General features: G+C 40.1%; 24 protein-coding genes, 1 tRNA gene and 2 pseudogenes. 6 read left to right on the top strand and 21 right to left on the bottom strand.

Features of this window, described 5'->3' with window-relative positions; translation table 11 throughout:
• Window positions 1–34: 34 nt before the first annotated feature.
• The 7 genes from ACSQ2E_RS04735 to ACSQ2E_RS04705 form a co-directional block, all read right to left on the bottom strand.
• Window positions 35–1,906: a PTS fructose transporter subunit IIABC gene (locus ACSQ2E_RS04735; RefSeq protein WP_435989511.1), complete on the bottom strand. Its 1,872-nt coding sequence runs from the start codon at window positions 1,904–1,906 to the stop codon at window positions 35–37.
• A gap of 14 nt (window positions 1,907–1,920) precedes the next feature.
• Window positions 1,921–2,832, bottom strand: a complete 912-nt coding sequence (gene pfkB, locus ACSQ2E_RS04730; protein ID WP_435989510.1) for a 1-phosphofructokinase — start codon at window positions 2,830–2,832, stop codon at window positions 1,921–1,923.
• Window positions 2,829–3,581: a DeoR/GlpR family DNA-binding transcription regulator gene (locus ACSQ2E_RS04725; RefSeq protein WP_435989509.1), complete on the bottom strand. Its 753-nt coding sequence runs from the start codon at window positions 3,579–3,581 to the stop codon at window positions 2,829–2,831. Before ACSQ2E_RS04725 ends, pfkB begins: the two co-directional genes overlap by 4 nt.
• 268 nt (window positions 3,582–3,849) lie before the next feature.
• Window positions 3,850–5,829 (bottom strand): LTA synthase family protein, encoded by a 1,980-nt coding sequence (locus ACSQ2E_RS04720; RefSeq protein WP_435989508.1) that lies wholly within the window; start codon window positions 5,827–5,829, stop codon window positions 3,850–3,852.
• 416 nt (window positions 5,830–6,245) lie between these two features.
• On the bottom strand, window positions 6,246–7,256 hold the full coding sequence (locus ACSQ2E_RS04715) for an ABC transporter permease (protein WP_435989507.1): 1,011 nt from the start codon (window positions 7,254–7,256) through the stop codon (window positions 6,246–6,248).
• A gap of 1 nt (window position 7,257) precedes the next feature.
• A complete protein-coding gene (locus ACSQ2E_RS04710) occupies window positions 7,258–8,133 on the bottom strand; it encodes an ABC transporter permease subunit (protein ID WP_435989506.1) in 876 nt (291 codons plus the stop codon).
• Between the two features lie 134 nt (window positions 8,134–8,267).
• Window positions 8,268–9,089, bottom strand: a complete 822-nt coding sequence (locus ACSQ2E_RS04705) for a Cof-type HAD-IIB family hydrolase (protein WP_435989505.1) — start codon at window positions 9,087–9,089, stop codon at window positions 8,268–8,270.
• A gap of 209 nt (window positions 9,090–9,298) precedes the next feature.
• Between ACSQ2E_RS04705 and ACSQ2E_RS04700 the strand changes: the two genes are divergently transcribed.
• Window positions 9,299–10,042, top strand: a complete 744-nt coding sequence (locus ACSQ2E_RS04700; protein ID WP_435989504.1) for an SIS domain-containing protein — start codon at window positions 9,299–9,301, stop codon at window positions 10,040–10,042.
• A 48-nt stretch (window positions 10,043–10,090) separates the two neighbouring features.
• On the opposite strand, the gene ACSQ2E_RS04695 is transcribed toward ACSQ2E_RS04700, so the two are convergent.
• A complete protein-coding gene (locus ACSQ2E_RS04695) occupies window positions 10,091–10,816 on the bottom strand; it encodes a GntR family transcriptional regulator (protein ID WP_435989503.1) in 726 nt (241 codons plus the stop codon).
• 113 nt (window positions 10,817–10,929) lie between these two features.
• Window positions 10,930–12,312 (bottom strand): N-acetylglucosamine-specific PTS transporter subunit IIBC, encoded by a 1,383-nt coding sequence (nagE, locus tag ACSQ2E_RS04690; protein ID WP_435989502.1) that lies wholly within the window; start codon window positions 12,310–12,312, stop codon window positions 10,930–10,932.
• Window positions 12,313–12,541: 229 nt separating this feature from the next.
• Here nagE and nagA point away from each other — a divergent pair, with 229 nt between their 5' ends.
• The 3 genes from nagA (at window position 12,542) to ACSQ2E_RS04675 (ending at window position 14,696) form a co-directional block, all read left to right on the top strand.
• Window positions 12,542–13,750, top strand: coding sequence for an N-acetylglucosamine-6-phosphate deacetylase (gene nagA / locus ACSQ2E_RS04685; protein ID WP_435989501.1), 1,209 nt, complete (start codon window positions 12,542–12,544; stop codon window positions 13,748–13,750).
• Window positions 13,737–14,495, top strand: a complete 759-nt coding sequence (gene nagB, locus ACSQ2E_RS04680; RefSeq protein ID WP_435989500.1) for a glucosamine-6-phosphate deaminase — start codon at window positions 13,737–13,739, stop codon at window positions 14,493–14,495. The genes nagA and nagB overlap by 14 nt, the downstream gene beginning before the upstream one ends.
• Window positions 14,496–14,623: 128 nt before the next feature.
• Window positions 14,624–14,696: transfer RNA gene (locus ACSQ2E_RS04675), tRNA-Ala, on the top strand.
• Between the two features lie 100 nt (window positions 14,697–14,796).
• Here the strand turns inward: ACSQ2E_RS04675 and ACSQ2E_RS04670 are convergent.
• The 3 genes from ACSQ2E_RS04670 to ACSQ2E_RS04660 all read right to left on the bottom strand — a co-directional run bounded on the left by ACSQ2E_RS04670 (window position 14,797) and on the right by ACSQ2E_RS04660 (window position 17,331).
• Window positions 14,797–15,981: a tyrosine-type recombinase/integrase gene (locus ACSQ2E_RS04670; protein ID WP_159362643.1), complete on the bottom strand. Its 1,185-nt coding sequence runs from the start codon at window positions 15,979–15,981 to the stop codon at window positions 14,797–14,799.
• Window positions 15,982–16,393: 412 nt separating this feature from the next.
• Window positions 16,394–17,083: a tyrosine-type recombinase/integrase gene (locus ACSQ2E_RS04665; RefSeq protein ID WP_159362644.1), complete on the bottom strand. Its 690-nt coding sequence runs from the start codon at window positions 17,081–17,083 to the stop codon at window positions 16,394–16,396.
• 50 nt (window positions 17,084–17,133) lie between these two features.
• Window positions 17,134–17,331, bottom strand: a complete 198-nt coding sequence (locus tag ACSQ2E_RS04660) for a helix-turn-helix domain-containing protein (RefSeq protein ID WP_198257854.1) — start codon at window positions 17,329–17,331, stop codon at window positions 17,134–17,136.
• Between the two features lie 299 nt (window positions 17,332–17,630).
• Here ACSQ2E_RS04660 and ACSQ2E_RS04655 point away from each other — a divergent pair, with 299 nt between their 5' ends.
• A complete protein-coding gene (locus ACSQ2E_RS04655; protein WP_159362646.1) occupies window positions 17,631–17,855 on the top strand; it encodes a helix-turn-helix domain-containing protein in 225 nt (74 codons plus the stop codon).
• A 4-nt stretch (window positions 17,856–17,859) separates the two neighbouring features.
• Window positions 17,860–18,228: a hypothetical protein gene (locus ACSQ2E_RS04650; RefSeq protein ID WP_159362647.1), complete on the top strand. Its 369-nt coding sequence runs from the start codon at window positions 17,860–17,862 to the stop codon at window positions 18,226–18,228.
• A 535-nt stretch (window positions 18,229–18,763) separates the two neighbouring features.
• On the opposite strand, the gene ACSQ2E_RS04645 is transcribed toward ACSQ2E_RS04650, so the two are convergent.
• The 9 genes and pseudogenes from ACSQ2E_RS04645 to ACSQ2E_RS04605 all read right to left on the bottom strand — a co-directional run bounded on the left by ACSQ2E_RS04645 (window position 18,764) and on the right by ACSQ2E_RS04605 (window position 25,007).
• A complete protein-coding gene (locus tag ACSQ2E_RS04645; RefSeq protein WP_159362648.1) occupies window positions 18,764–19,765 on the bottom strand; it encodes a DUF5677 domain-containing protein in 1,002 nt (333 codons plus the stop codon).
• Window positions 19,766–19,865: 100 nt separating this feature from the next.
• Window positions 19,866–20,204, bottom strand: coding sequence for a hypothetical protein (locus ACSQ2E_RS04640; RefSeq protein WP_159362649.1), 339 nt, complete (start codon window positions 20,202–20,204; stop codon window positions 19,866–19,868).
• 405 nt (window positions 20,205–20,609) lie between these two features.
• A complete protein-coding gene (locus ACSQ2E_RS04635; RefSeq protein ID WP_159362650.1) occupies window positions 20,610–21,209 on the bottom strand; it encodes an SMI1/KNR4 family protein in 600 nt (199 codons plus the stop codon).
• 107 nt (window positions 21,210–21,316) lie between these two features.
• Window positions 21,317–21,589, bottom strand: a pseudogene (locus ACSQ2E_RS04630) (barstar family protein).
• Window positions 21,590–21,657: 68 nt separating this feature from the next.
• Entirely contained in the window at window positions 21,658–21,993 is a 336-nt protein-coding gene (locus tag ACSQ2E_RS04625) for a DUF7668 domain-containing protein (RefSeq protein WP_159362651.1), read from the bottom strand.
• 286 nt (window positions 21,994–22,279) lie between these two features.
• The gene (locus ACSQ2E_RS04620) at window positions 22,280–23,143 is read right to left on the bottom strand and encodes a hypothetical protein (protein WP_320324105.1); all 864 of its coding nucleotides are present in this window, start codon (window positions 23,141–23,143) and stop codon (window positions 22,280–22,282) included.
• A 125-nt stretch (window positions 23,144–23,268) separates the two neighbouring features.
• Complete coding sequence (locus tag ACSQ2E_RS04615) at window positions 23,269–23,766, bottom strand: hypothetical protein (RefSeq protein WP_159362654.1); 498 nt, start codon at window positions 23,764–23,766, stop codon at window positions 23,269–23,271.
• 9 nt (window positions 23,767–23,775) lie between these two features.
• Window positions 23,776–24,033 carry an ECs_2282 family putative zinc-binding protein gene (locus ACSQ2E_RS04610; protein WP_201449566.1) on the bottom strand — a complete coding sequence of 86 codons (258 nt, stop codon included), beginning with the start codon at window positions 24,031–24,033 and terminating at the stop codon, window positions 23,776–23,778.
• A gap of 648 nt (window positions 24,034–24,681) precedes the next feature.
• Window positions 24,682–25,007: pseudogene (locus ACSQ2E_RS04605) on the bottom strand (YnfA family protein).
• Window positions 25,008–25,122: the final 115 nt, after the last annotated feature.

Below are 25,122 nucleotides of genomic sequence, written 5' to 3'. Positions count from 1 at the left end.
GAATTTCCCTCGTTCTTTTTTGTTCTTCTCCCGGCTATTTTACAGGTTTCTTCAAGAAGCCTACCATTAGCGCTGTAATGACGGACCCGATCAGAACCGCCAGTAGATATAGGAATGGATTTCCTTCCACTACAGGGAAGACGAATAATCCCCCATGCGGTGCAGGTAAACCGATCCCAAAGAACATGGTCAATGCCCCTGCAATCGCAGATCCCGTCACAATCGAAGGAATCACACGGAATGGATCCGCTGCTGCAAAAGGAATCGCTCCTTCGGTAATAAAGGAAGCGCCCATAAAGTAAGCTGCAATACCCGCTTTCCGCTCATTATCATTGAACTTCTTCTTAAATAATGTCGTGGCCATGGCGAGTCCCAATGGAGGTACCATCCCTCCTGCCATGATGGCCGCATGGGGTGCCAGGTTCCCGCCTTCTATCATGGCGATCCCGAACGTGAAGGCCGCTTTGTTGATGGGACCTCCCATGTCGACAGCCATCATTCCCCCCAGGATCAACCCAAGTAATATCAAGTTTCCTGTTCCGAGACCATCAAGCCAGTTCTGTATGCCTGTATTGAGTGCACTTAGAGGTTCAACCAGGAATTGAAGCATGATCACCCCTGTAATGAAAATACCAAGTAACGGATAAATGAGTACCGGTTTGATTCCTTCCAAAGCGGAAGGGAAATTCTTAGTTAATCGTTTAATTCCAAGTACTACATAACCGGCTAAGAAACCGGCAATGATTCCGCCTAAAAATCCACTTTGACCCGTTGCTGCAATTAATCCGCCTACCATACCAGGGGCAAACCCCGGTCTGTCGGCTATACTCATGGCAATGAACCCTGCAAGGACAGGAACCATCAGGTAAAAGGCATTCCCTCCACCGATCGTATTCAAGATCGCCGCAAACTCATTGTACTCCGGAGAATCAGGGTTTGCTGACTGAATGCCGAATAAGAAGGAGATGGCAATCAGGATCCCTCCCCCTACCACGAACGGAAGCATGTTGGATACACCATTCATAAGGTGCTTATAGAACCCCGATTTTTGCTTTTTCTCAGAGCCCTTATCGGAATCTTTCTCCTGCTCTCCCCCTTTATATATCGGGGCGTCTTTTTTCATGGCTTGATTCAATAGTTCTTCAGGACGTCTGATCGCTTCCGCCACAGGAACTTCGATGACGTGTTTTCCTTTGAACCGATTCATTTCCACTTTCGTGTCCGCTGCGACAATGATGGCTATGGCACTTTCAATTTCTTCTTGTGTCAGGATGTTCTTTGCCCCTCCTGAACCATTTGTCTCTACTTTCAGATTCACATCCATCGTTTTCGCTTTCGCCTTTAGTGCATCAGCTGCCATATACGTATGAGCGATCCCTGTGGGACAAGCCGTGACAGCAAGGATCTTCCCCCCCGGAGCGGACGTTTCAGCGGTCGTTTCTTCTTCGTCCTCACCATCATGAGTATTAATGATTTCCAATACCTCTTCTTTTGTACCAGCGTTCAACAGTGCTTTCCGTACATCCATATCCATCAGCATGGACGAAAGGCGACTGAGTGCCTCTAAATGGGTTTGATTCGCCCCTTCAGTCGCTGCAATCATGAAAAACAAATGAGCTGGTGCGCCATCAAGAGATTCATAATCAACACCCTCTTCTGATTTTCCGAATGCAATCGCAGGTGCTTTAACAGCGGATGTTTTCGCATGGGGAATCGCAATTCCTTCCCCGATCCCCGTCGTACTCTGTGCTTCCCGATTAAGGATCGCTTTCTTGAATTCATCACGGTCCTGCAATTTACCACTTTGATCCAAAACGGATACCAGCTCGTCAATGACTCCGTTTTTCGAATGAGAAGATACATGAAGCTGAATCGTATCTTTTGTCAGTAATTCCGTTATTCTCATTTTGAATTCCCCCTCTATATGTTTGTAATCTGAATGTCTTCGAATAATCTTTCCACGTGTTCAGATGAACAGAGACCAATGGAATAGGCAGTCGCCGACCCGGCTGAGGTACCCAAGCGGAAAGAATCCTTCACGCTCCATCCCCTCGAAAGGCCGGCAAGGAATCCGGCGACCGTTGAATCCCCTGCACCGACCGAGCTTTTCAATTCCCCCTTAGGTACAGAAGAATAAAACATCCCATTATCAGTCAGCAGGAGTGCACCTTTTTCAGCCATTGATACCATGACGTTTTCAACACCGGTATCTTTGAGTTTCTTTCCGTAATGTACCGCTTTTTCAATAGAGTCGATCTTTACATCAAACATTTCCCCGAGCTCATGATGATTCGGCTTGATGAGGAATGGCTTTAAAGGCAGGACCGGTTCAATCAATTTTTTCTCAGCATCGATGATCACTTTCGTCCCTTGTTTTTGACATTGAGCGGCAATCTCCTGATAAAATGTCTTTGGAACCGAAGCAGGTATGCTTCCGGCAAGCACAATCATGTCATCTGCCGTCAAGGAAGATATTTGATCGAGCAGCTCCCGGATGTTCTCTTCGCTGATGGAAGGCCCGCTTCCGTTTATTTCCGTTTCATCATCCGCCTTCACCTTGACGTTTATGCGAGAGGCTTCCTTTACCTCGACAAACTCTGTCCTGATATCCTCTTGGTTCAAAAATTGTTTGATGTACTCCCCCGTGTATCCCCCTGCAAATCCAAGTGCCACACTGTCCACGTTCAATATGTGTAAAACGCGGGAAACATTGATCCCCTTCCCCCCTGGAAAGGCACTTTCTGCACTGCTCCGGTTAAGACCGCCTTTTTGAAAGGAGTCCAGTTCCATAATGTAATCCACAGAAGGGTTCAGTGTTAATGTATATATCATGTTGTCACAACCTTTATTGTAGTTTGATTCCTCATTGCCTGATCATGCTCTTCATCCAAAGTGTTTGTAATGATCATCGCTTTATCGAGATCCACTATTTTACTGAAAGCAATTTCACCGAATTTAGAATCGTCGGCAAGGAACATAGCTTCTCTTGATAACTCAATGGCCATCCGCTTCACCAGGGCCTCTTCAGGATCTGGCGTGGTGAATCCATATTGTGCATGCACCCCGTTTGCCCCCATAAATGCTTTATCAAATCGGTATTGTCGGAGGGAATCCAGTGCCCCACTACCGACCATCGCTCTCGTTACGGGCTTGACGTACCCACCGATCATATAGGTTTTAAATCCTTTTTGAAGCAGGGCTTCCACATGGGTCAATCCATTCGTGACGACGACAATGTCTTTTTCAGGAAGATGATCGATCAGACTCAAGGTAGTCGTACCGGCATCCAGATAGATGCAATCCCCTTCTTCCACCAGAGAGGCTGCGTATTGGCCGATTACCTGTTTTTCATGAAGGCTTTTGGATGATTTTTCAGAAACGCTCAATTCCTTCAATTTCCCTTGCAGCTTTGACGCCCCGCCATGAATCCTTTTCAGGTATTTTTCCTGCTCCAGCTGCGTTAAGTCCCTGCGAATCGTTGACTCTGAGGCATTCGTTGCATCTACGATATCCTGGATCTTGATCGCATCCTTCTCCTTCAATAAGTCTAAAATGACTCGATGACGTTCCTCGGTTAACATGGCCTCTCCTACTTTCTCCGATCGTTTGTTACCTTCATTATAATGAGAACGGTTACAAATATCAATCATTTTTAATCAAAAACTATCATAATCAATCATATTACAATCAAAAGTGAGCAGTCGATGTTTTTTCCTGTTGAAACCTTTCTATTTTTCAGCTGCTGATTTTTCACACATAATCAGCAGCTGAACGAACCACTCCTACCCACAACAAAAAAAGCCAGCCCCCCCACCATCATGGTGAAAGGACTGGCTTACTATACCCGAATTACTCGTGAGACTCTTCCTGAGAAGCTTCAGGATTTTCTGCGCTTTTCGGATTCGGGTTTATATATTGATAATCTGAACGATCGATTTGTTTATAGCCTTCTGGTTTGTAGAAACGAAGTAAGTCTTCATATACTACTTTATCTGAAAGTTCGAGACGTTTCGTAGCTTCTTTAGACGCATCTTCACATGCGTTGCTTCCTTCTTCTACAGGTTGACCCGTTTCGTTATCGTAACATACTCCTTTGATATCAGAGTATTCAGGAGTAATGACGTCTCCATTTCTGAAAGGTACGATTTGTTTACGATCTTTGGACAGTAAGTCCTGACCAAAACTGATAAAGTCCCTGTTATCCACACCAAGAAGGTTGAATAGTGTTTCACGGACGTCTATTTGACCGCCGTATGTGTGATTGACTTCACCCTCGACCCCTGGAGCAATGATGAATAACGGAACGCGCTGAAGCTGTGCATTTTTGAAATCTGTGATTTCTTCGCCTGTGACTTGTTCCATTGCTTTATTATGGTTTTCAGAAATACCATAGTGATCACCGTAAAGGACGATGACGGTATCATCATATAGTCCACTTTCTTTCAGATCATTAAAGAATTGTTCCAAAGCTGAATCCATATAGTGGGCCGTTTGGAAATAACGGTTCACTACACCATCGCCAAATTGACCCGGTTCGAAGTCTGTATCATTCTCATGACGATCGAACGGGAAGTGGTTCGATAGGGTAATGAATTTCGTATAGAACGGCTGTGGTAATTTTTCAAGCATCGGCATGGATTCTTCAAAGAACGGCTTATCCTTCAATCCATACGGAAGCTGCTCTTCCGGATTACTCATATCATAATACGTTGCATCGTAGAACTCATCATATCCCATCGTTCGATACATTTCAGAACGGTTCCAGAACGTTTTATAGTTTCCGTGGAACGCTGCTGAAGTATATCCTTCACCTTTTAAGATTCCAGGTGCTGATTGCAACGTGTTGTTGGCGTTCGTCATGTAGACGGCACCCTGAGGTAATCCGTATAATCCATTCTCCATGATGAATTCGGCATCGGATGTCTTCCCTTGACCAGTCTGGTGGAAGAAATTATCGAAATAGATCGCATCTTCTTTTTCCACTAATGAGTTAAGGAATGGCGTTACCTCTTGCCCATCGATTTCTTTCCCGATCACAAAGTTTTGCAGGGATTCCATCGATACATAAATGACGTTTTTCCCTTTTGCTTTACCGAAGTATTCAGGGTTTGGGTCCACTTTGTTTGCTTTCACAAAGTTCTCTACTTCTGATACTTCATTACTGTCTGCCAGGGCACGCTTGGCAGATGTCTTGGAATTCTGGATCACATCATAAATCGTAAAGTTGTGTGTACCAAGATACTTCACAAGATAGTTACGGTCAAAGCTTCGTGTCAATAGTTCTGGACGGTCGATTTCTGCAAGGCCAAGGTTCAGTAAGAACACAAGGACTGCTGATGTCATGACCGCGAATACTGAACGGAAACGTAATTTTTCTTGTGGTTTCACTTTCTTCATAATCATCAGTCCAATGATTATGAACAAGTCAGAGAAGTACAGGATATCGATAGGACTCAATAATTCCAGTGCACTTCCTCCAAGTCCGTTATTCGTCTTCGCCTGAAGTAATACCGGAACTGTAATGAAGTCATTAAAGAAACGATAGTATACGACGTTCGCATAGAGGACAAAGGACATCAGGAAGTTAATGACGATGAATGCGATATACCGACCCTTGCCTTTCCAGAATAATGCGAGAGCAAAGAATAAGAGAGCTGAGCTTAATGGGTTAAGAAATAAAAGAAAATGCTGAAGTGCATTTTGTATTCCTAGATTAAATTCGGCTAAATATACCGCGTAGGTCTTGATCCAAAACAATACGACGACTGTAAAGAAGAACGATAACTTCCCACTGCGTATATCTTCAACCTGTCTTTTAAAGAAGTTCATACTTCATCACCTTTTTTATTGTATTTAATTTGTAGCACTTATTAGCATCATTTGAGTAAGGAAATGTTAAGCGAATGTAAATCCAATCGAATCAACAACGAGTATTATAACAAAAATTGATTTCATGTGTATAACAATTTGCGGTAAATGTATCAAAAATATTTCATGGGGATTCGACAAACGCTGCTAATTACGGTGCGGAATCCTTATCTGACAAGGGTTAAGGAATTTTGAACAAGAAGTGAACGCCCCATATATTCCCACTATGGTGGTTGAATATACTTCCATTGTTAAAAATATCCTTGTTTTGTTTGCTCAGTGTAAACTAATTCCCTATAAATCTTTACGTAAAACATAAACGACTAATGAAATTATTACCAGTAAGCAAAGACCTTCCCCTTTATTTTGCTCCATCCTTACATATTTACCTTTTGAAAATCGGACTTATCGAGCTCTTTTACTTTGTTTTCCTTCAATGGGCGGTAGGCCGCCTTGAATTTCTTTTTATAATAGGACTGTCCGCTCGTTGCCTGTACATATCCTTCGATCATGAACGAAACCGATAGCATCGTCGCAGAAAAAAACAGGATCGGCGTCAACGGTATCCATGGTGCCCCTTGAAGATAGCGAAAGGAATCGCCTATCAGGCCGGACCATTCATACGTAATCGATCTTGGCGGGTCATGTACCATCTGATAGTCCACGTCCGTACCACCCAAGAATAAGGTGAGTAACCCCAGATGTATGAAAATGACGAGTGTTTGCATGAATTGCTGTCCCAATAAAATGACGAGTTTTTCTTTCATGGAAGGTAAGATATGCTTAAAGATGATTCTCCACTTCCCTGCCCCCAATGTTTTCGCACTCAAAACGAATTCCTGCTTGTACACTAGTGACACTTCATTTCCCAGGAGCGCAGATAAGATCGGAACGATAAGCAGCGTTAATAAGAGAATCTCGATGACGAACCGCTCCACGAGGGAAGTGGAAAATCCTTCAAACGGTTCCCAAAGGACCGGCTGCAGCAAAAAATAAGCAAGAATCGTCAAAGGGATGTAATGGAAGGAATCGATCCATCCATTGATGTATTTTTTATACTTCATCAGAAAGGTTCCCAGTATCAAACCAAGGGGAATCGATAAAAATACCCTTAAGAAGGCAATCACAAAGGCCGTTAAGATTGTATATTTTGCCCCGATGATGATTTTACCGAGCAAATCAAGCCCTTGGGCATCCGTCCCGAATGGAAATAACCACTTCGGTGAAATCGGGGAAGATTCCACGACAACGCCTTCTTCAGAGATAAAATACAATCTTCTGATCTCGTTCCCCCACACAAACGAATAGAAGAAGCTTGACACAATCATCACAGAAATGAAAGTGAATCCAATTAGAAAGAATGGGTTTTTCCATACGCTTTTCTTCATATTAAATTTCCTCCCCTTTGTTGGCCTTTTTAGAGAGCACGATCTCTCCAACCGTATAGAAGACAAACAGAGGAATGAAAATCGAAAGAATCGCGATTGTAAACATTTTCGGCTGTAGCGTCGACTTCAGGAAACGGGTGATCCCGGCGATATTGAATAAAAGCTCCAGAACGAATAAATTGGACAGCATGAACCATACTGTTTTCTTCGATTGAAAAAAGACGGAGATAATGGCATTCCTTAATATATGGAATGTTAAGATCACCAGTTTCCCCAATCCGATTGATTGAGCAAGTGTCACATAGTCTTTTCCTTCTTCCCTTTCAAAAGAAAGGATTGAAATTCTGAACAGCTGTACCGTAGGCAATACTGCCAACACAAGGATGGGAAGAAAATACGCTTTTTCCGTTGCTACGGAAGCAATCTCAAAAAACAGGATGCCTGTCTGCTTGTACAGATAGAGGACAATCAGCTGTGATAGCAGGATGACCAGAACATCGGGCATTGATTCGAATAAATATAAGAAGAATTTGATTCGATTTCGTTTTTTCTGTGAAAACAGCATGGTGAAAATCGTGAGGAGGATACTTAAGAAACTTGCGAGAAGAAAAGCGGAAAATAAAATGATTAGTGAATAGAAGATCGGTTCCCATAAATAAGGGAACAGGTCACGTTCCTTCTCTCCACCGATTACCACGTATGTTAAATCCCCGGCGTGAAACAGGGCATATACAATTTCTTTTACGGATTGCCAGTACGCCTGCAAGTTCAATTCCCGCTCGCCAATACCCGAAAGCAGGACGGGCAGGCCGCCTATAAAAATGATCCCTATGATCGATAATAGGAATTTAACTACTACACCACCTATAACTTTCAATACTCTGTCCTCCGGTTTACAATGTTACTTTTAATAGTATCATAGAACGGAAGATTTTATACATTTTTTCCCTTTTATTTAAAAAAAGGGGAAAAAGACCGGAGTCCCCTATATGGACTCCGGTCCTTTTGCAATCAGATTTTGGACAATTTATTCAACACAAATGTTTCGACCACTTCTGCTACTCCGTCTTCCATATTGGAAGATGTAACGTAATCCGCCTTTTCCTTCATGTCATCCGGGGCGTTACCCATGGCGACTCCGAGGCCGGCAAATTCAATCATGGTCAGATCATTGTAGCTGTCCCCGATGGCAATGACTTCCTCGGGCTTGATTCCCATAGGTTTGATCAGATAGTCAAGGCTTGCTCCTTTTGTGACACCAAGCTGGGTGAATTCAAGGAAGAAGGGCTTTGATCGCATCACGCTGAGTTCACCGTCAAGCTCGGCTTGTAGCTTTTTCTCCACTTCTGCCAGATAATCGGCTTCTTTCAGCATAAGAGCTTTCACGACCGGTCCCGTGATCGCTTCCTTAAAATCCGGAACGACTTTCACCGGTAGGCCCGTCAGGTCACTTTCTATGGAAGCAAATTGATTTTTTTCTTCTACTATAATGGCGTCTTCTGCATAAGTCAGAATACCTACATCTTCTCGCTTACTTATGTCATATAAGGAATGTGCCGTTTCAGCTGAAAGGGTTCGGCTGTATTTCTCTTCCTTTGTCTTGCAATCTATGATTTTCGATCCGTTGAAAGGGAGAATGTAGCTTCCGTAATGATCGAGTTTCAATTCTTCCGCTACCCAACGCATTCCCTGGGTAGGACGTCCGGATGCAAGGACGACTTTCACTCCGGCTTCCTGCGCCTGTATGAGGGCATCTTTTGTGCGGTTTGAAATCGTTTGGTCATCCCGTAGTAATGTATCATCTAAATCAAGTACGATCATTTTATAGCTCATTAAGAACATCCTTTCAGGAAATTCAATTTTATATTATCTTACTATAACATCTATTGGTGATTTTGAAAAAGGGTTTACCTTTATGCGATTGGAAAGAGCGAGTGCAGGTTGATTTCCGCTGCAGGTGCTCGCTTTCTGCGGGGCGTGAGGATTGAATAGATTCATTAGCATTATGGTATGCTGAAAGAAAAACTGAAAGCGGGAACAGAATGATTACGACATATTTTGAAAAAATCCAGGAAAAACTTCACGTGGTTCAAACGAAAGAAGCAGACAAAATGGCCAGTCTTGCCCAACGCATTTCTTCCTGCATCCAACAAGACGGTATCATCCACCTTTTCGGGTGCGGACACTCTCACATCCTCTCTGAAGAGGTCTTCTACAGAGCAGGTGGACTGGTTCCCATCAACCCGATTTTGATTGAGCCCCTCATGCTCCACGAAGGAGCCGTACGGTCTTCTCAATTAGAAAGAGCAGAAGGATTTGCGTCAGAGTTCATGAGTGGAGAGGATATTCAGCCTCAAGACGTGGTGATCGTCCTCTCTACCTCTGGAAAGAACCCTGTTCCTATCGACGTTGCTCTTCATGCGAAGGAAAAGGGCGCTTATGTTGCTTCCATCAGCTCCTTTGACTACGTAGAAAAAGAAACATCAAGGCATCCAAGCGGGAAATTTCTTAGTGAAGTAGTGGATCTTGCCATGAACAATCACTCCGTCGTTGGGGATGCTGTCATGACCGATGAACGGGTGGCTGTTCCATTTTCACCTTCCTCAACCGTCGTCGGAGCTGCGATTTTGAATAGTATCATGGCCGGTGCCATCGGACACATGGCGGAAAGAGGGTTTGAGCCGCCTATCTTCATCAGTGGAAACGTGGATGGTGCAGGGGATCATAATGAAAGGTTGATCGAGAAGTACCGCAGACGGATTCCCCTGTTAACAAAAGGACTGTAATCAAAAAGGAGCAGGATCCCTATTTAAACGGGGCCTCTGCTCCTTTTTTCACATTCTGTCGAGGTTGATTTTAAACTTATATTTATCGGCTCGATATACGGATCGTACCAATTCAAAAGGGGTCCCGTCTTCCAGGAATGAATCCCGTTGGATGAAGAGCACCGGCTCCCCGCTTTTCACCTTCAGATGCTTCGTATCCGCTTCTGTCACAATTGCCGCTTCCACTGATTGGGTGGCATGACTGATGCGAAGGTTCAGCTCTCTTTCGATATAGTGATACAGGGATTTCTCCAATGTTTCCTGATTCAATCCAGGAAGCAGCTTGACGGGTATATAACTCGTCTCCAATGCCATCGGTTCGCCGTTTGCAAGGCGGATCCGCTTCATCGTATACACAAGTTCTTCTTCCTCCAGTGAAAGGAGCTCCCGGATATCCTCTGATGCCGGAGAAATTTCGAAATGCAATAATTTATTCCCAGGCTCGAGTCCCCTGCTTTTCATATCTTCGCTAAAGCTTGTCAGTCCTTGGAGGCTTTGTTCGATTTTCCGATGGGAGACGAAGGTGCCCCGCCCTTTCTCTCTATATAAGACATTCTTATTCACCAGATTGGTAATCGCCTGTCTCACGGTCATCCTGCTGATTTTAAATGACTCAGCAAGTTCCCGTTCGGATGGAAGGGCGTCCCCCGGTTTGAGCTCTTCAGACTGTATTAAGTGGTTAAGGTGTTCTTCTAACTGATAATACAAAGGAAGAGGAGAATTTTTATTAACCACGAACGGTTCTCCTTTCGATATAACGGATTTAAGCTCTATTTTATTATATCTATCATGTAAAAAGCAGACAACGTTCCGATGAGGGCAAGCCCGGTACGGTCAGCAGTCTCCACTTATTTCAGCTTTCTCAGCTCGTCTGCGACAAATTCCACATCTGTTCCTACAATGACTTGAAGGTTCCGATTATTCACCTTCATCACACCTTTCGCACCGTGAGCTTTTAACGCTTTTTCGTCTACCAGTGTGACATCATTGATTTCGAGACGTAACCGAGTGGCACAGTTATCGATGACGGCCAGGTTTTCTTTTCCACCGAGATCTTGAAGGAAATGCGAAGCCATGATCTCGTACTTACCATTCCCGCCTGAGTTCTTAACTGGTGCCCCCACATCTTCATCATCTTCACGACCAGGAGTTTTCAAATTGAACTTCTTGATCAAGAAAGTAAATAGGAGGAAGTAGATGATCCCGTAGAGAATCCCCACTCCGAGTAATAGCCAAGGCTTTTGACCGATGCTGAAATTAAGGATGTAGTCAAAGGCACCCGCCGAGAAACCGAATCCATGATGAATGCCAAGTACATAGGTAACGACCATAGAACTCGCCGTCAGGACAGCGTGAATCCCGTAAAGGACAGGAGATAAGAACATGAAGCTGAATTCTATCGGCTCCGTGATCCCTGTTAAGAAGGAAGTGACGGCGAGTCCGATCAACATCCCCGCTACGTTGGCACGCATGTGTTTTTTTGCCGTCACGATCATGGCGAGACACGCTGCCGGAAGACCGAACATCATAATCGGGAAGAATCCGGTCTGGAAGGTCCCGGCTGTAGGATCCCCTGCGAAAAATCGGGGAATATCCCCTTTCACGACTTCACCCGCTGCATCTTTAAATGTGCCGAATTCAAACCAGACGAGGGTATTCAACACATGATGCAGTCCAACCGGAATCAGGAGACGGTTTAGCAGGCCGAACACACCCACTCCCGTCGCACCTGCCCCGATGATCCATTCACCGATGGAATTGATCCCGCTCTGGATCGGCGGCCAGATGATGCCGAAGATCCCTGCGAGTACAACCATGGATGCAGCTGTCACAATGGGAACGAAACGTCTGCCTCCAAAAAATCCGAGCCATGCCGGAAGTTTAATATCATTGAAACGGTTATATAATAAACCTGCCACCACACCGGATATGATTCCGCCGAAAATCGCCATATCTGAGTCCGGGTCAAGGGCTTTTAACCCTCCAGTTAATACCAGATAACCAATGGCACCTGCCAATCCGGCTGTACCATTTCCATCTTTCGAAAATCCGATGGCCACCCCGATGGCAAAGATTAGTGCTAAATTTTTAAATATAGCATCGCCTGCTTCAGACATGAACGCGATACCCAGCAGATCATCCTGACCCAATCTCAGCAGTAATGCAGCTGCAGGCAGAACCGCGATGGGAAGCATGAGCGATTTACCGATTCGTTGTAAGAAACCTAACATACTATTCTCTCCTTTTATTTCATTTGAAAGCGCTTAGGAAAAATCATATCATTAAAAAGGAATAGAAGTCTATACCAATTCATCTATTGGGACTTATTGCTTTATTGATTCGGATAGGTTACCCGTCGCATTTCATATTTGAAATATTTTTCCCACTTTCTAACTGGTATAGACATCTATACTTACTGGTGGTATTGTAGAATGGTAAAGTACTCAAGGAGTGATTTCAATGACCTCAAATATAGAAAAACTGCTAATACTGAATGGAACAATCTATGCAGAAGATACAGTGTATGAAAAAGGGTATATCAAAATTGAAAACGGAATGATCACCGAAATGGGTGAACGTTCTCCTTTAACAGATACAGAAGGGTACAAAGTGATTTCCCTTCCCCATGGGTATAGTGTGGTCCCTGGAATGATAGATATTCATATTCATGGCGTAAATGGAGCCGATACCATGGATGCGACCAGGGAAGCCCTTGATACGATGACAGGGACTCTTCCGAAAGAAGGAACCACGAGCTTCCTTGCCACAACAATGACAGAAGGATCGGAGCCGATCGAAAAAGCATTGAAGAATACCGCCGATTATATGGCCAATCATCAAAAAGATGGTCAGGCGGAAATTCTCGGCCTTCACTTAGAAGGACCGTTCATCAATCCGGACCGTGCAGGCGCACAACCTCTCGATCGAATCCAAAAGCCGAGCGTTGACACATTTAAACGCTGGCAGGCACTATCTCAAAACCACATAAAAGTAGTCACGCTCGCCCCCGAGCTTGATGACGATTACGAATTGATCCGTTACTTAAAAGCAAACGGGATCGTCTCTTCAGTGGGCCACTCCAGTGCAACCTTCGATGAAGTCGGGGAGGCCATCGATGCCGGCTTATCCCATGTGACCCACTTGTTTAATCAAATGTCGGGACTCCATCATCGTGAGCCGGGGATCGTCGGAGCATCCTTCCTGCGACAGGAACTGATGGTGGAATTGATTTCAGACGGCATCCACGTCCGGCCTGAAGTGATTCAACTTGCTTTCAATCAGATCACGGATGAACGTTTAATCCTCATTACCGATTCCATGAGGGCGAAATGTCTGAAGAATGGTCAGTATGATCTCGGCGGTCAGATGGTGACGGTCAATGACGGCAAAGCCATGTTAGATGAAGACACATTGGCAGGAAGCGTACTGAAAATGAAGGATGCCTTTTCAAACATTCAATCATTCACAACAAGTGATATGAGAAGTGCGATTAAAATGACAGCTGAGAATCCCGCCAAACAATTAAATGTTTTTAGCCGGAAAGGAAGCCTCGCACCCCTGAAAGATGCAGATATCGTCCTATTAGATGAAAACAAAGACGTATACACCACGATATGCAAAGGGAAAATAGCCTATATTCGAGAGGATGACACTCATGAAACGAATTGAAGTAAAAGACTACCAGGAAATGAGTCAAGTCGCTGCAGACTATCTATTATCCAAAGTGAAATCATCTGAAAATCTGACCCTGGGACTGGCCACAGGGGGTACCCCAAAAGGGCTTTACGAGGCACTGATTGATGACCATGAGCAAAATGGGACGTCTTATCGACATGTATCTTCCTTCAATCTGGACGAATACATCGGACTACCCCGTCAACACCCGAACAGCTACTATCAGTACATGAATGAGAACCTATTCAGGCACATTGATATCGATTCTGGAAACATCCATATTCCTTCAGGAGATGCGGCGGACCCCGAAAAAGAATCCAATGCGTATGATGAAAAAATCCGTTCCCACGGCGGCATCGACATTCAAGTACTGGGGATCGGCAGCAACGGTCATATCGGATTTAATGAACCCGGGACTTCTTTTGACTCCAGCACTCATGTTGTGGAACTTGCCCAATCAACCCGGGAGGCAAATGCCCGTTATTTTGATTCAATCGATGAAGTACCGACACATGCGATTACGATGGGAATCTCATCGATCATGAAAAGCAGGGAAATTCTCCTCCTTGTATCAGGCGAAGCGAAACAGGAAGCACTAAGAAAATTAGTAGAAGGCACTATTTCCGAAAGCTTCCCTGCTTCTATTCTGAATGATCATGACCATGTAACGGTGATCGCTGATGAAAAAGCTTCGGCACTCGTAAAAGGGTTCGAATTAGCCAATAAAGATGTGAAGTAACGAATGAAGGCTGATCCATATCTGGAAAGCGGTGAGTGGCTCGCCGCTTTTCCATTGCTAAAAAATAATTTTTAAAAAGCATTGACGAACACTCTGAACTTTCTTATAATAAATCTTGACCGATTCACGGGGCATTAGCTCAGCTGGGAGAGCGTTTGGCTGGCAGCCAAAAGGTCAGCGGTTCGATCCCGCTATGCTCCATACACCTGAAACCCTTGATATTCAAGGGTTTTTTTATATTCCCTCAATTTTCTCTTTTTCCCTTGTATATCCCTTCACCTTCACAAGTCCACATTTGTTTTCAGACATTCCTTTGATTTTTATGTTTCTCCATTTCTTTCTCCAAGCCCCGAACAGCCTCATGGTCCGCATTCGGCCAAAGATGGCCATAATATCGGAATGTGGTTTCTATATCTTCATGACCTAATCTTTCCTGCACCAACTTGGGTTGTGCTCCGCTTCGAATGAGCAAGCTAGAGTGCGTGTGTCTTAGTTCGTGAAACGTAATCCTCCTCACGTTCGCCTTTTTCATCAGATTATATAGTTGCCTGCGCACATTAGATGGATTTTGGAATCCGCCATCCATTTTTGGAAATACCAGGGCAAGTTCATGGTGATAATCTTTACCGATTCGCTGTTTCATCATATCTTGCTTTTCTTTGTGCACCTTCAGTTTTTCTACCAGGTACGTGGGTAAGGACAACGTTCGGTAACTCTTTGGAGCTTTCGGTAGAAGCTCCGGCTCTCCATTTTCATCATAGGAAACACTTCTTGTTACAGTGACTCTTTTCCCATCCAAATCTACATTGAACCAAGGAAGGGCAAAGACCTCCCCCTGCCTTAACCCAGTCGCAAGGGTAAAGTCATACATTACATCTTTCCCCTCTTTTTCAGCTACTGCTAAGAATTGATCGACCTCTGCATAACTCCAAGGGTGGGCTATGCGGATGGGATCTTTTGGCTTATTCTTAATGGCTTTGATCGGGTGTTCCGTTAAGACCCCATTTTCGATTGTAGCTTGAAAGAAACTCGATAGGAATTTGTGAATGCTGCTGATCGTTTTTTGAGCATATCCATCTCGTTTCAGTTTGGCATAAAACTCCTTGATGTCTTGAGTTGTAACGTCTGAAAGGTATTTACCCCCGAAGAATGGACAGATGTGCTTCTCCATAAAGTAACGGCCTGCTTTGAATGTTGTGGGTCTGACTTTTTGGAAGTACTCGACTTCTAACCATTTAGTCGCATATTCGAAGAATAAGATTTCCTCCACCTCTACATCATTTTTGCTGGAAGTCCCGTTTTGATTCATTTCACCTTGATAACTTCTATTTAACGTTACTTGTGATCTAAACTCTTCTGCTTCTTTACTTGACTTGAAAGTCTTTTGAAGTTGTTTCCTATTTCCTGTCACAGGATCAGGCGCACCGTCATACCTTACCACCCAACGTTTTTTATTTCCTTTTCCTTTCGTCTTTACACTAGCCATAAGCTTAACTTACCTCCTATTTTAGGTAAGCACGTGGTCATCAACAGTATGAACACATGCCACCAAATATATAATGCAATGCCCTTTATCAAACCAGAGGTGAAAATTCTAATTACCTGCAATATTTAAAAATAAAAAAGGCAAATAGATTGATAAAACAATCCATTTGCCAGTTCTTCTGTGCAAATTATTCCTATTAATATTTACAGTAGTCACTTACCCGACCTAGAATGGTTATTTCATTTATTGATGATATTCATTCTTCTGAACCTGCGATTTACCTATACGTCTCAATAGCTTGTTTGAATTATGACATACAGCTGGAATTACTCTTTTACTCAAAACTCTATCTTTAGCTATATACAATATCACTGCCTAGGTTATGTATAGAGTAAGAAGTGTTTCAAAGTTTTTAACGCCCTAATCTTTCTTGTATGAACTGAGGATGTGCTCCACTTTGAACCAGCCTGCTCTCGTGTATATTACGCAATTCATGGAAATTGATTTGCCATACGTTTGCCTTCTCTATCAGCCTATATAATTGAAATCGAATACTTGAAGGGTTACGTAATCCCCCATCCATTCTGGGAAATACAAGGTCAAGCCCATGTCGATAATCTTCCCTCAGTCGTTGCTTAATTTCATTTTGTTCCTCTTTATGCTTCTTCATTTTCTCGACCAGGGATGGAGGTAGGGATATCGTACGATGGTGACTCCTGGATGTACTAAGATCAGCCCCTCCATTTAAAAAGAAGGAAACGCTTCTTGATACTGTAACGGTCCCCTGTTTTAAATCCACATTGAACCAAGGTAGGGCTAAAACCTCCTCCAGTCTTAATCCTGTGGAAAGCGTAAAGTCATATAATAGACCTTTTCCTTCTTTATCAGCTACTGCTAGGAATTGACTTACTTCTTTTAAACTCCAAGGTCGTTTATTACTTAACTGTTGGTTTTGCATCCGCTGCTTGGGTTTACTTTGAATAATTAAGTATTCTCTTTTACCTTCCTTTCCCCTCTTATCCGATACTGGAGTATGTTTTCTGACATACCTAGCTTTCAAACATTTCTTGTTTATATTTCCTTCATGATTATTATTTTTCATAGCTCAACTTCCCCCCTGTTTTAAATAAAATTCAAACGCACAATTGTTGGTTAAGAATTGTTTGATTTTTCTTCTAACCAATTGAAAAATTCATTGCGAAGAGCTCTCATATTTCGTCCTAAGATGTTAATCAAAGGAAAATCTTTCTCTCGCATTAGTTTATACGCAGTAGGTTCTGAAACACCAAGTATTTCAGCAATATGACTTGCTTTAAGAACAATTGGATAACTCTCAATCGACTTTCCCAATGTCTCCCCTCCTTATATTGAAATTGATTATTACTATATGTCGTGATTAAAGTAATTCTATTCCCTCATAACTATCTTTCCTCCTAACAAAAAAAGGACAAACGTATTGTGTAAAATCCACAATACATTCGTCCAGTCCTTCTGTACAAAATGCATTAATTCTTATCTCATTAATATTTATTTCTTATTTTAATTATAAGTTTTTTGATAGAGTGAAGGCAAACAGAGGGGATAATTTTTTTTCAGTTTGAATAGTTGTTGTTCAATATGTGTAATATGTGTGATAAGGAGTTGATTGTATGGAAATTGAATTATCACAATTATTTGAAGTTCCTGATGATGTCGTTCTCCATATTGAAGATATATCTGACCTAACTGGTATGCACCCAGAATCAGTTCGCCGCTGGTGCCGAGATGGAAAGATGGCTTCATATTGTTTTGGAAACAAGTATATTGTAACCGGGCATGACTTTAAAGTATTTATGAAAGCTGCTCGTGTAAAACCTAAGTGGGCGCGGGAGTGACTATATGGGCAAACATTATGTTGTATTATCATTCTTTAAAACACGAAAAATTGATTATGTCTTTAATGCAGACGAGATGACAATTGTTTTTCCATGTCCCCATTGCTGGGAAAACACAACCATGGATGCAGTGACGAGTGAATGGAACTGTCTTCAATGTAAAAAAGATGGAAACATCTTTGACTTAATACATATCACAAAACTTGAACCCATCTCCACAAAGGTAGATACCTTTGACCCGGTAAAAGAACGAGCTCAAATTAATAAAAAATTTGAGCTAATTTTAGGAAACCCACCTAAAGAAAAATTACATACATTGCTTATTGAGATCCAACATAAAGTAAATGCAGTTCTTGATTTTTATATAAAATAATATTAATACATTACTAGATGTTCTAATTATTGTGAAGTGCAAAATTTAAATTTTGTACAGAATGTGGTCATAAAAATAGAATCTCACCAGAATAAACGCGGTAGCCCTCCTTTTTAAAAATTTGTTGCTTAGTATATGTCTACTTCGCAATATAAATGTTACTTCGCAATTTGGCCTAATTACTGGAGATAATTTAGTACTTATAATCAATGTTATAAAACCTTTGCAATAATCTTCCCATAACGCCCCCGTTTAGCTTAATAAGGTTTTATTTATTCTCTCTTCCTTTTATCAACCTAAGAAGTTATCTACAAATAAGGGAGGAGTTTAAAATACGAGATCCGTTAATCCCGAGGCAAGTAATACCAAGGCAGTCAAGAGGTGCTTTTGTACTATAAATAAGTGGAAAAGAGCAAAGGATTTCTCCCTCGCTCAAAGCTAGGTGTAGGTGTTACTGTGTGATGATATTTTATAAATAAGTTAATAACAAAGTAAATTGTATTTTAACCAATAATTTACTAAAGAAAGTAATTTTTTATTTTGGCTTTATTTCACTTCTTATTTGATCTGATGTTTTATTACACATGTCATTAAACTTCATTATTACCTTCATAGCGATGATATCGTCTATATTAGGATTAATTGATAATAATGCGGTTGATATCTGGGCTAACGAAATACCTGTTAATTGAATCGGTAAAGCATTCCCGTAAAAAGAGCTTCCAAAAAGATAAAACGACTTCTGATCTACTTTTTCTTGCAAAGAAAGGCTCTCATACATTCCCATAGGGCTAGTGTGAACTTGAGTGTTAGCCTGACTATAGTAAATATTTAAGTTATTTAATTCTGCTTCTGTTTCCAAATCAGAGAAGAATATTTTCTTTTTTCTAGGAAATAATGGGTGAGCCCACATATTAGCCTCTTTAAAATTATCTCCGTATTTCTTTAATATTTTTTCTCTAGTGTCAGTTAAATCTTTAAAATAACCCTTTTCTACTTTTTCAGCAGAAAGTTTTCTTGCAAACTTCCATTCTTCTATTAGTGAATAATCCATAAATCTTCCTATTAACTCCAAAGTGAAAGTGGTGTCTTTAATATTTTTCTTTAAGAGTGAAAAAATCACTACATTTTCATGCAAACTTCTCCATCTTGCCAACGCACCGTCCGGATAACCATTTTCAACTAGTGAAAATATTTCTTTGCTGATTAAAACAGCTCTAGATTGCAATTTTAGCAATACCGAATATATTTCCAGTTCTTTTAGATCAAATTCATCTTCATTGAATCTATCCAGTAAATCAGTAGATATTTCAGTAGATATGACAATGATTCCATGTAAGAGAGACAGTGCTTGATACCATTTAGATTCTAAAAGCTCACAATACTCTCGCTGCTCTTTCTTATTTTCTGAATATAAATTATCTAAATTAGATATCATCGATTTAAAAATTGACCCGGATGACTTTTCTGTAGATTCTTCAATAATTGAAGGTAATTCATCCATGAGTTTATTAATCTTCTCTGTGGGATTATCCATTTCAGGAAATTCTTTTAGTTTATTTGAAATGAGTTGATTAAAGGAATCTTGAATAATTTTAATAGTTACATCCTCCTATCCAGGTAAATCCATTCTTATATCACCTGTTTATGTTTCTCTGAACAGGTTCTCCTCTTTCAACTTGTTTAAATGCTGTTCTAATTTGTGACATCAACTCAAAATAAAAACCTGTTCCCATTAACTGACTTTGTTTTTCTTCTTGTTCCCTCTCACTAAGAAAGACGTATAATCTATCTAACCTCTCTTTGTAAGATGAAGCCCCATCTAACTTGGCTATAAAATCCAATGTCCTTTGGGCTGGTTCTTTCATTCCACCTGCTCCTGAATATTTTCTTCTTGCACTCGGAGTCATCCAATGCTTAGACCATTTGAGAATTAGCTTTAAAGTAGATTTATATTCTTCCTCTTTATTTATCATGGAGATACCTCCCAACTTCAAATTGTCAAAATACAATTATATTTTACCATATTCATCCAAAAAAAGAGGACATAGAGTTTACTTCTAAGTATTTCACTTCAGAGGTACACAACGTATAAATTCAATAGTCTCAAGCATACGAATTCGCACCATTATTCGTATGCTGTTTTTTATTGATATTACAGCATACCTTTTGCTTTTGAGTGCCTTTACGTATCTAACCCTTCGCGCACGTTTCCGCAACACTGAAATATATATTGTAGTTTATAAAAATGGCACAAAAAACATAACGAATTTTGTCCATTATGGTTATAATTCTTACAAAAGGGTTTCAAATTTGTAGCAAATTTACTGATTGAAAAACGGATTTTCTTCAATTAACGCCCCCTTTTGTTTAAGAATGATTTATTCTTCATCTTTTAATAATTTTAAAAGATCCTCACTTATTTCTATACTTTCTATTTCATAATCATCAAATTCTTGTTCATAAACCTCTTCATTTATTAGCCCTTTAATAAAACTTTCAAAATTGTTCGCTAGGAAAGTAATCTTATAATCGTTTTCCTGATCTATAAAAACAACCGATGGCTCTCCATTAGGACCACACTCTCTATAATCAAGAAAAACCATATGATGACCAGCAGATGGACAGTCACAAATTGCAACTCCTATATCTGGATACTCCCACTCTTCAATCCAAAATCTACTACCGAAATTGCCTCCAAGTGAAGAACTTTTTTCGTATCCAACCCCATAAATCCCTGTTATAGCAATATGATCATTTGCCCAACTTGTAGGAGTATTTGTAGGAAAGCAATTATTTATTGGGGTTCCTCCATTGTGCTTTTTCATTAGCCAAATATAAGATTCAGGGAGTTTATACCCTAGATCATTTTCTATTTTATTAATGACTTCATTTGTAGGCGGTTTTGAAATATACTCTTTCTTTGCATATTCACTATCATCCCAGAATATATCAACATTAAAATTTTCAAAATAACTCACTTTTAAATCCCCCTATTCTATAAAACGCTTATTAAAAATTATTGCTCATATTTTTCAAAGAATTCAGCACTTGCTGCCTGTAATTCCTTGCTCAACTTTCGCACCCGTTAGCGAAACAAGAATTCCCTTTTCTCGTCAGTATATTCTCCATTAAAATCAGTAAGACATTCTAATAAAGCATTGGCATCAGAAGGTAATTTTTCTTCTAGATTAGACCAGCCAATAAATTGTATTCTCATTGGTAGCTCAATAAGACCTGTTATTGCATCCCAAAAAGCATTCCAGTTCTCACCATAGAAATCAGGAAATTCAAGGGATTCTTTTAATAATAAATGTCATCCTTTTGATGTTTTAATACTAGATACATCAATTGTTAACATCGTTTGTTCGCCACTCAAATTAAACACCTCAATTAAAGTAATGCCCCCATTAGCGCAATAAGCAGGAACTATAAAACGTGTAGATTTTCGATTTTAAAAGACAATACATTATTATATGAGTCTATAACGGCTTCACAAGATAGTGTTAAATCGCTTTGTTGATTATCAACCCAGAGGTCAAATTCGATAGCATATCCTGAACCCTCATCGTACTTATAATAATATACGGTCTCATAAGCAAATTCAGGTGGAACCGTTAATGAACCCCAGTAATTCAACTCTTCTTTAATGTCCTCGATTGTAAGTTCATCTATTAATTTTGGGTGAATTTTCTTGAAATCACCATTTACAAAATCTAAAACAGTCTCCCTTAGCAATAACTTTAATTTGTCTTTTATGTCCATAGTTTCACCACATTCTTACAGGCTTTCAATTAAAGTTCTTTGTTTCTGCATTAACTTTCTTCTTCAAGTATTCTGCTCCGTTAATCCAATAATTGAAAAAGATCAATAGCCAGATCAATTAGTTATTCTTCGGTTCTTGCCCTCTTTAACAGGAGATTGATTTTCCCAAAATATATTCCTAGAAAAAACAAATCCGTTGGAACATTGTATTTAATTGTAAGTTTCTGTATTAGTCGCGGGCTGAGAACAACTTTAACTAAGTCTGAAAAACAATTCGTAACTGTTTTCAAAGATCAAATGACATTTGTTCCTCTGGATTTTTATTTAGTCTTCCTCTTTTCAATAAATCGTCCCCTCTAATACCCTTTTCATATCTTCTTTTAATTGTTGAGTAAGGTAATTCTGCTTCTTTTGCCCAAACACTCAATGGCTTTTTTTCACCATTAATTTCAATATGTTTGTACTGTGATCCTATTGGAGACAACAAGTGTTCTTCCTTGCAGCCGGTATAAATTCTTCTTTGCAGAGTTTTATATGGGAGTCCACTTATCTCAGCCCATTCTGCGATAGTCTTCGTTTCGCCTTTAATAGTTATAAAATGATTATTTCTTTTGTTTCTTTGTTGCTGCACGTCTGTACTCCATTTGCAGTTTTTAGGTTCATAGTTTCCATCTACATTTATACGATCAATAGACAAATCATCTTTATAACCGTTTTCCATCGCCCACATTGCAAAAGCCTCAAATTCCATCCATTCGTCACATACCGAAACTCCTCTCCCACCATATCTATCATAATAATTTAAATCCTGATTTACACACCTTTGCTTCATTAGCGTCCAAATCCTATATAATCTCGACCATCTCATGCCATGAGTTTTACTTGTTTCTTTCTTTTCAAGAAATACACAGTTTTCTGGGTAAAAACCGTCATCCTTGTCTTTCCTAACTAATTCCAAACCTTCTTTATAACCATTTTGTTTAGCCCATTTCACAAAGGTTACAGGATCTTCTTTCCATTCACTGCATATCCATAAATCCTTCCCTTTATATCGGGTATCTACATTACTCCCATAGCACTTTAACCTCATTGTTTTCCAAAGTTTATATATTTTCGTTCTACTTAATCCATGTTTTTTTAAAAATACCATTTTATCCCTCATTTATGTCTTAAATTTAAAAATGAGTCAAAAATAAACTTGATGACTTCTACAAGTCGTTGGGTTACTTTTAACCTTGTTTTATTTGGTTTAAGTCCCATGCATTTTTACTAATACTAGATTGTTACAATTTGATCTTTTGAATAGTTATTCCCTTGCTTATCGGTCCAAATTGTAGTTACTTTAAATTTTCTGAAAGTCCCGCTATGAACAATAACGTGTTCTTCAAAGCTTTTTCCAGGTTCTAGAAACTCATAAGGTACCTTTTCTTTTAATACTATAGCTTTCGAGTCTTCCTGAGTTTCAAAGTCAACATTGTAGGCGGTAACTTTGCCAGAATTCCACAACTTCATTCTGTACTTACCTCTAGAGATGTTCATAATCCTTGCTTCAATCATTGCTTTTGTTGACTCTTCACGCTCTTTTTCTTTGTCTTCCAATTCAAATCTCTTAAGCTTTTCCTCTAACTCGTTTAGCCTAACTTGAACCTTTTTTGTTTTTCTTGAATCCCAGTAAGAGAGTAAAGATAAAAAGAGTGCAATTGTTGGGAATCCATATTTAACTAGATCAATGAACACCTCTTTAAATTCCAACCATAATTTTACGTAATCCATAATTTCCTCCTATTTAAACACCTTCTTAAAATCTTTCATAAGTTGCTTAATAACGTCGTCTTGTAAGTCCATTAAGTTTGCATCAATTATGTAATTATTTTCTTCAATAATTTGCATTTTAGATTTAACAACCTCACAGTCAGTACATTTAAAGAAAATGTTATCAGTATCCTCCTTTTTATCATCACTGTTATTGTCAATTAAGGAGAATTGATCATTTCCACAAACACTACATTTCAAACTTATATTCATTTCTATATCCTTCACAATTTTAGCCCCTTAAAAATTAGTTTACTTCTACCAATTATTTCAAATTACTCCACTTTAGGCAATGTCGATGTTCAATTAAATGGCCCTTTAACGGAAGAATAAGAATCTTAGCTTACTGACCTTTAGAATATCTTCTGTTTTGTCGTTAATGGGGATTTTATGAGTAACTTATAACATAATGAAAAATGCCAAGATCCCTTTTATAACAAGGATCCTTGTCATTTTTCAGACGGAATAACATATATGACATTATATTTGTATTACATAGCAACTGTTTACTCACCTACTAGTCCATCACCATCTCGATCATCCATATACTTATAAAGCCAATGTTATATTTAGGTTATAGGACTTTAACGCTTGTTATTAAAAGAACTACACATATTAGACATATCTAAAATGTCAGGTCTTATTTTGATCTCATCTTCCACTAACGCCCTTTAACGGAAGAACATTTTATTTTCCCTCGATGTAATTGCACTTAAAGCTATTTTTTGTAGATTATCATATATGGGGTACCGCCAACATTTCGGAAATTTCGTACGCTAAGCGAATCTCAATCTAAAATAGTCAATTTCCTGTACGCTAAGGAACCGACTTTATTAGGTTGACTCTTCAAATAAAGCGCCACTTGAAGAAGTCTTTTTATTGACGTGGTGCAAACAACATTACTGATACCCCAGCCAAGCAAATACCAGCACCAACCCTACCATATAAATCAGGTGTTTTTTATCAATGCCCCATCTCCACAGTACAGAAAGAACAATAAATACTCCTCCATAGGCAGCATAAACTCTACCGAACGATGGGAATGATTGAAAAGTAGCAATGACTCCGTATAAAACTAAGGCTACTCCCCCAAAGATCCACAAATAAAGTGGCTTACCTTCTCTGAGACATAACCAAATTAGATAACCACCACCAATTTCAGCTAATCCTGCAACAATGAATAATACAATTGTATAAATCATAAAGCACTCCTTGAACAATCTAATCAATATAGCAATTATTAACGTATCCTTTTTGAACTATGATAATTATTTCAAGCATAGAGTGGTTAACAACAGTTTGGAGGGATAGTATTGA

Origin of the sequence: Rossellomorea sp. LjRoot5 (assembly GCF_964253455.1) — a bacterium.
GTDB lineage: Bacteria > Bacillota > Bacilli > Bacillales > Bacillaceae_B > Rossellomorea.
This window is presented reverse-complemented; position numbering and strand designations above follow the sequence as displayed.

Excerpts from the sequence above, each read along its gene's own strand:
- ACSQ2E_RS04735 (WP_435989511.1), bottom strand. The coding sequence starts at position 1,906 with ATGAGAATAACGGAATTACTGACAAAAGATACGATTCAGCTTCATGTA.
- pfkB (WP_435989510.1), bottom strand. The coding sequence starts at position 2,832 with ATGATATATACATTAACACTGAACCCTTCTGTGGATTACATTATGGAA.
- ACSQ2E_RS04725 (WP_435989509.1), bottom strand. The coding sequence starts at position 3,581 with ATGTTAACCGAGGAACGTCATCGAGTCATTTTAGACTTATTGAAGGAG.
- ACSQ2E_RS04720 (WP_435989508.1), bottom strand. The coding sequence starts at position 5,829 with ATGAACTTCTTTAAAAGACAGGTTGAAGATATACGCAGTGGGAAGTTA.
- ACSQ2E_RS04715 (WP_435989507.1), bottom strand. The coding sequence starts at position 7,256 with ATGAAGAAAAGCGTATGGAAAAACCCATTCTTTCTAATTGGATTCACT.
- ACSQ2E_RS04705 (WP_435989505.1), bottom strand. The coding sequence starts at position 9,089 with ATGAGCTATAAAATGATCGTACTTGATTTAGATGATACATTACTACGG.
- ACSQ2E_RS04700 (WP_435989504.1), top strand. The coding sequence starts at position 9,299 with ATGATTACGACATATTTTGAAAAAATCCAGGAAAAACTTCACGTGGTT.
- nagE (WP_435989502.1), bottom strand. The coding sequence starts at position 12,312 with ATGTTAGGTTTCTTACAACGAATCGGTAAATCGCTCATGCTTCCCATC.
- nagA (WP_435989501.1), top strand. The coding sequence starts at position 12,542 with ATGACCTCAAATATAGAAAAACTGCTAATACTGAATGGAACAATCTAT.
- nagB (WP_435989500.1), top strand. The coding sequence starts at position 13,737 with ATGAAACGAATTGAAGTAAAAGACTACCAGGAAATGAGTCAAGTCGCT.
- ACSQ2E_RS04670 (WP_159362643.1), bottom strand. The coding sequence starts at position 15,981 with ATGGCTAGTGTAAAGACGAAAGGAAAAGGAAATAAAAAACGTTGGGTG.
- ACSQ2E_RS04665 (WP_159362644.1), bottom strand. The coding sequence starts at position 17,083 with ATGAAAAATAATAATCATGAAGGAAATATAAACAAGAAATGTTTGAAA.
- ACSQ2E_RS04655 (WP_159362646.1), top strand. The coding sequence starts at position 17,631 with ATGGAAATTGAATTATCACAATTATTTGAAGTTCCTGATGATGTCGTT.
- ACSQ2E_RS04650 (WP_159362647.1), top strand. The coding sequence starts at position 17,860 with ATGGGCAAACATTATGTTGTATTATCATTCTTTAAAACACGAAAAATT.
- ACSQ2E_RS04645 (WP_159362648.1), bottom strand. The coding sequence starts at position 19,765 with ATGGATAATCCCACAGAGAAGATTAATAAACTCATGGATGAATTACCT.
- ACSQ2E_RS04640 (WP_159362649.1), bottom strand. The coding sequence starts at position 20,204 with ATGATAAATAAAGAGGAAGAATATAAATCTACTTTAAAGCTAATTCTC.
- ACSQ2E_RS04625 (WP_159362651.1), bottom strand. The coding sequence starts at position 21,993 with ATGGACATAAAAGACAAATTAAAGTTATTGCTAAGGGAGACTGTTTTA.
- ACSQ2E_RS04620 (WP_320324105.1), bottom strand. The coding sequence starts at position 23,143 with ATGGTATTTTTAAAAAAACATGGATTAAGTAGAACGAAAATATATAAA.
- ACSQ2E_RS04615 (WP_159362654.1), bottom strand. The coding sequence starts at position 23,766 with ATGGATTACGTAAAATTATGGTTGGAATTTAAAGAGGTGTTCATTGAT.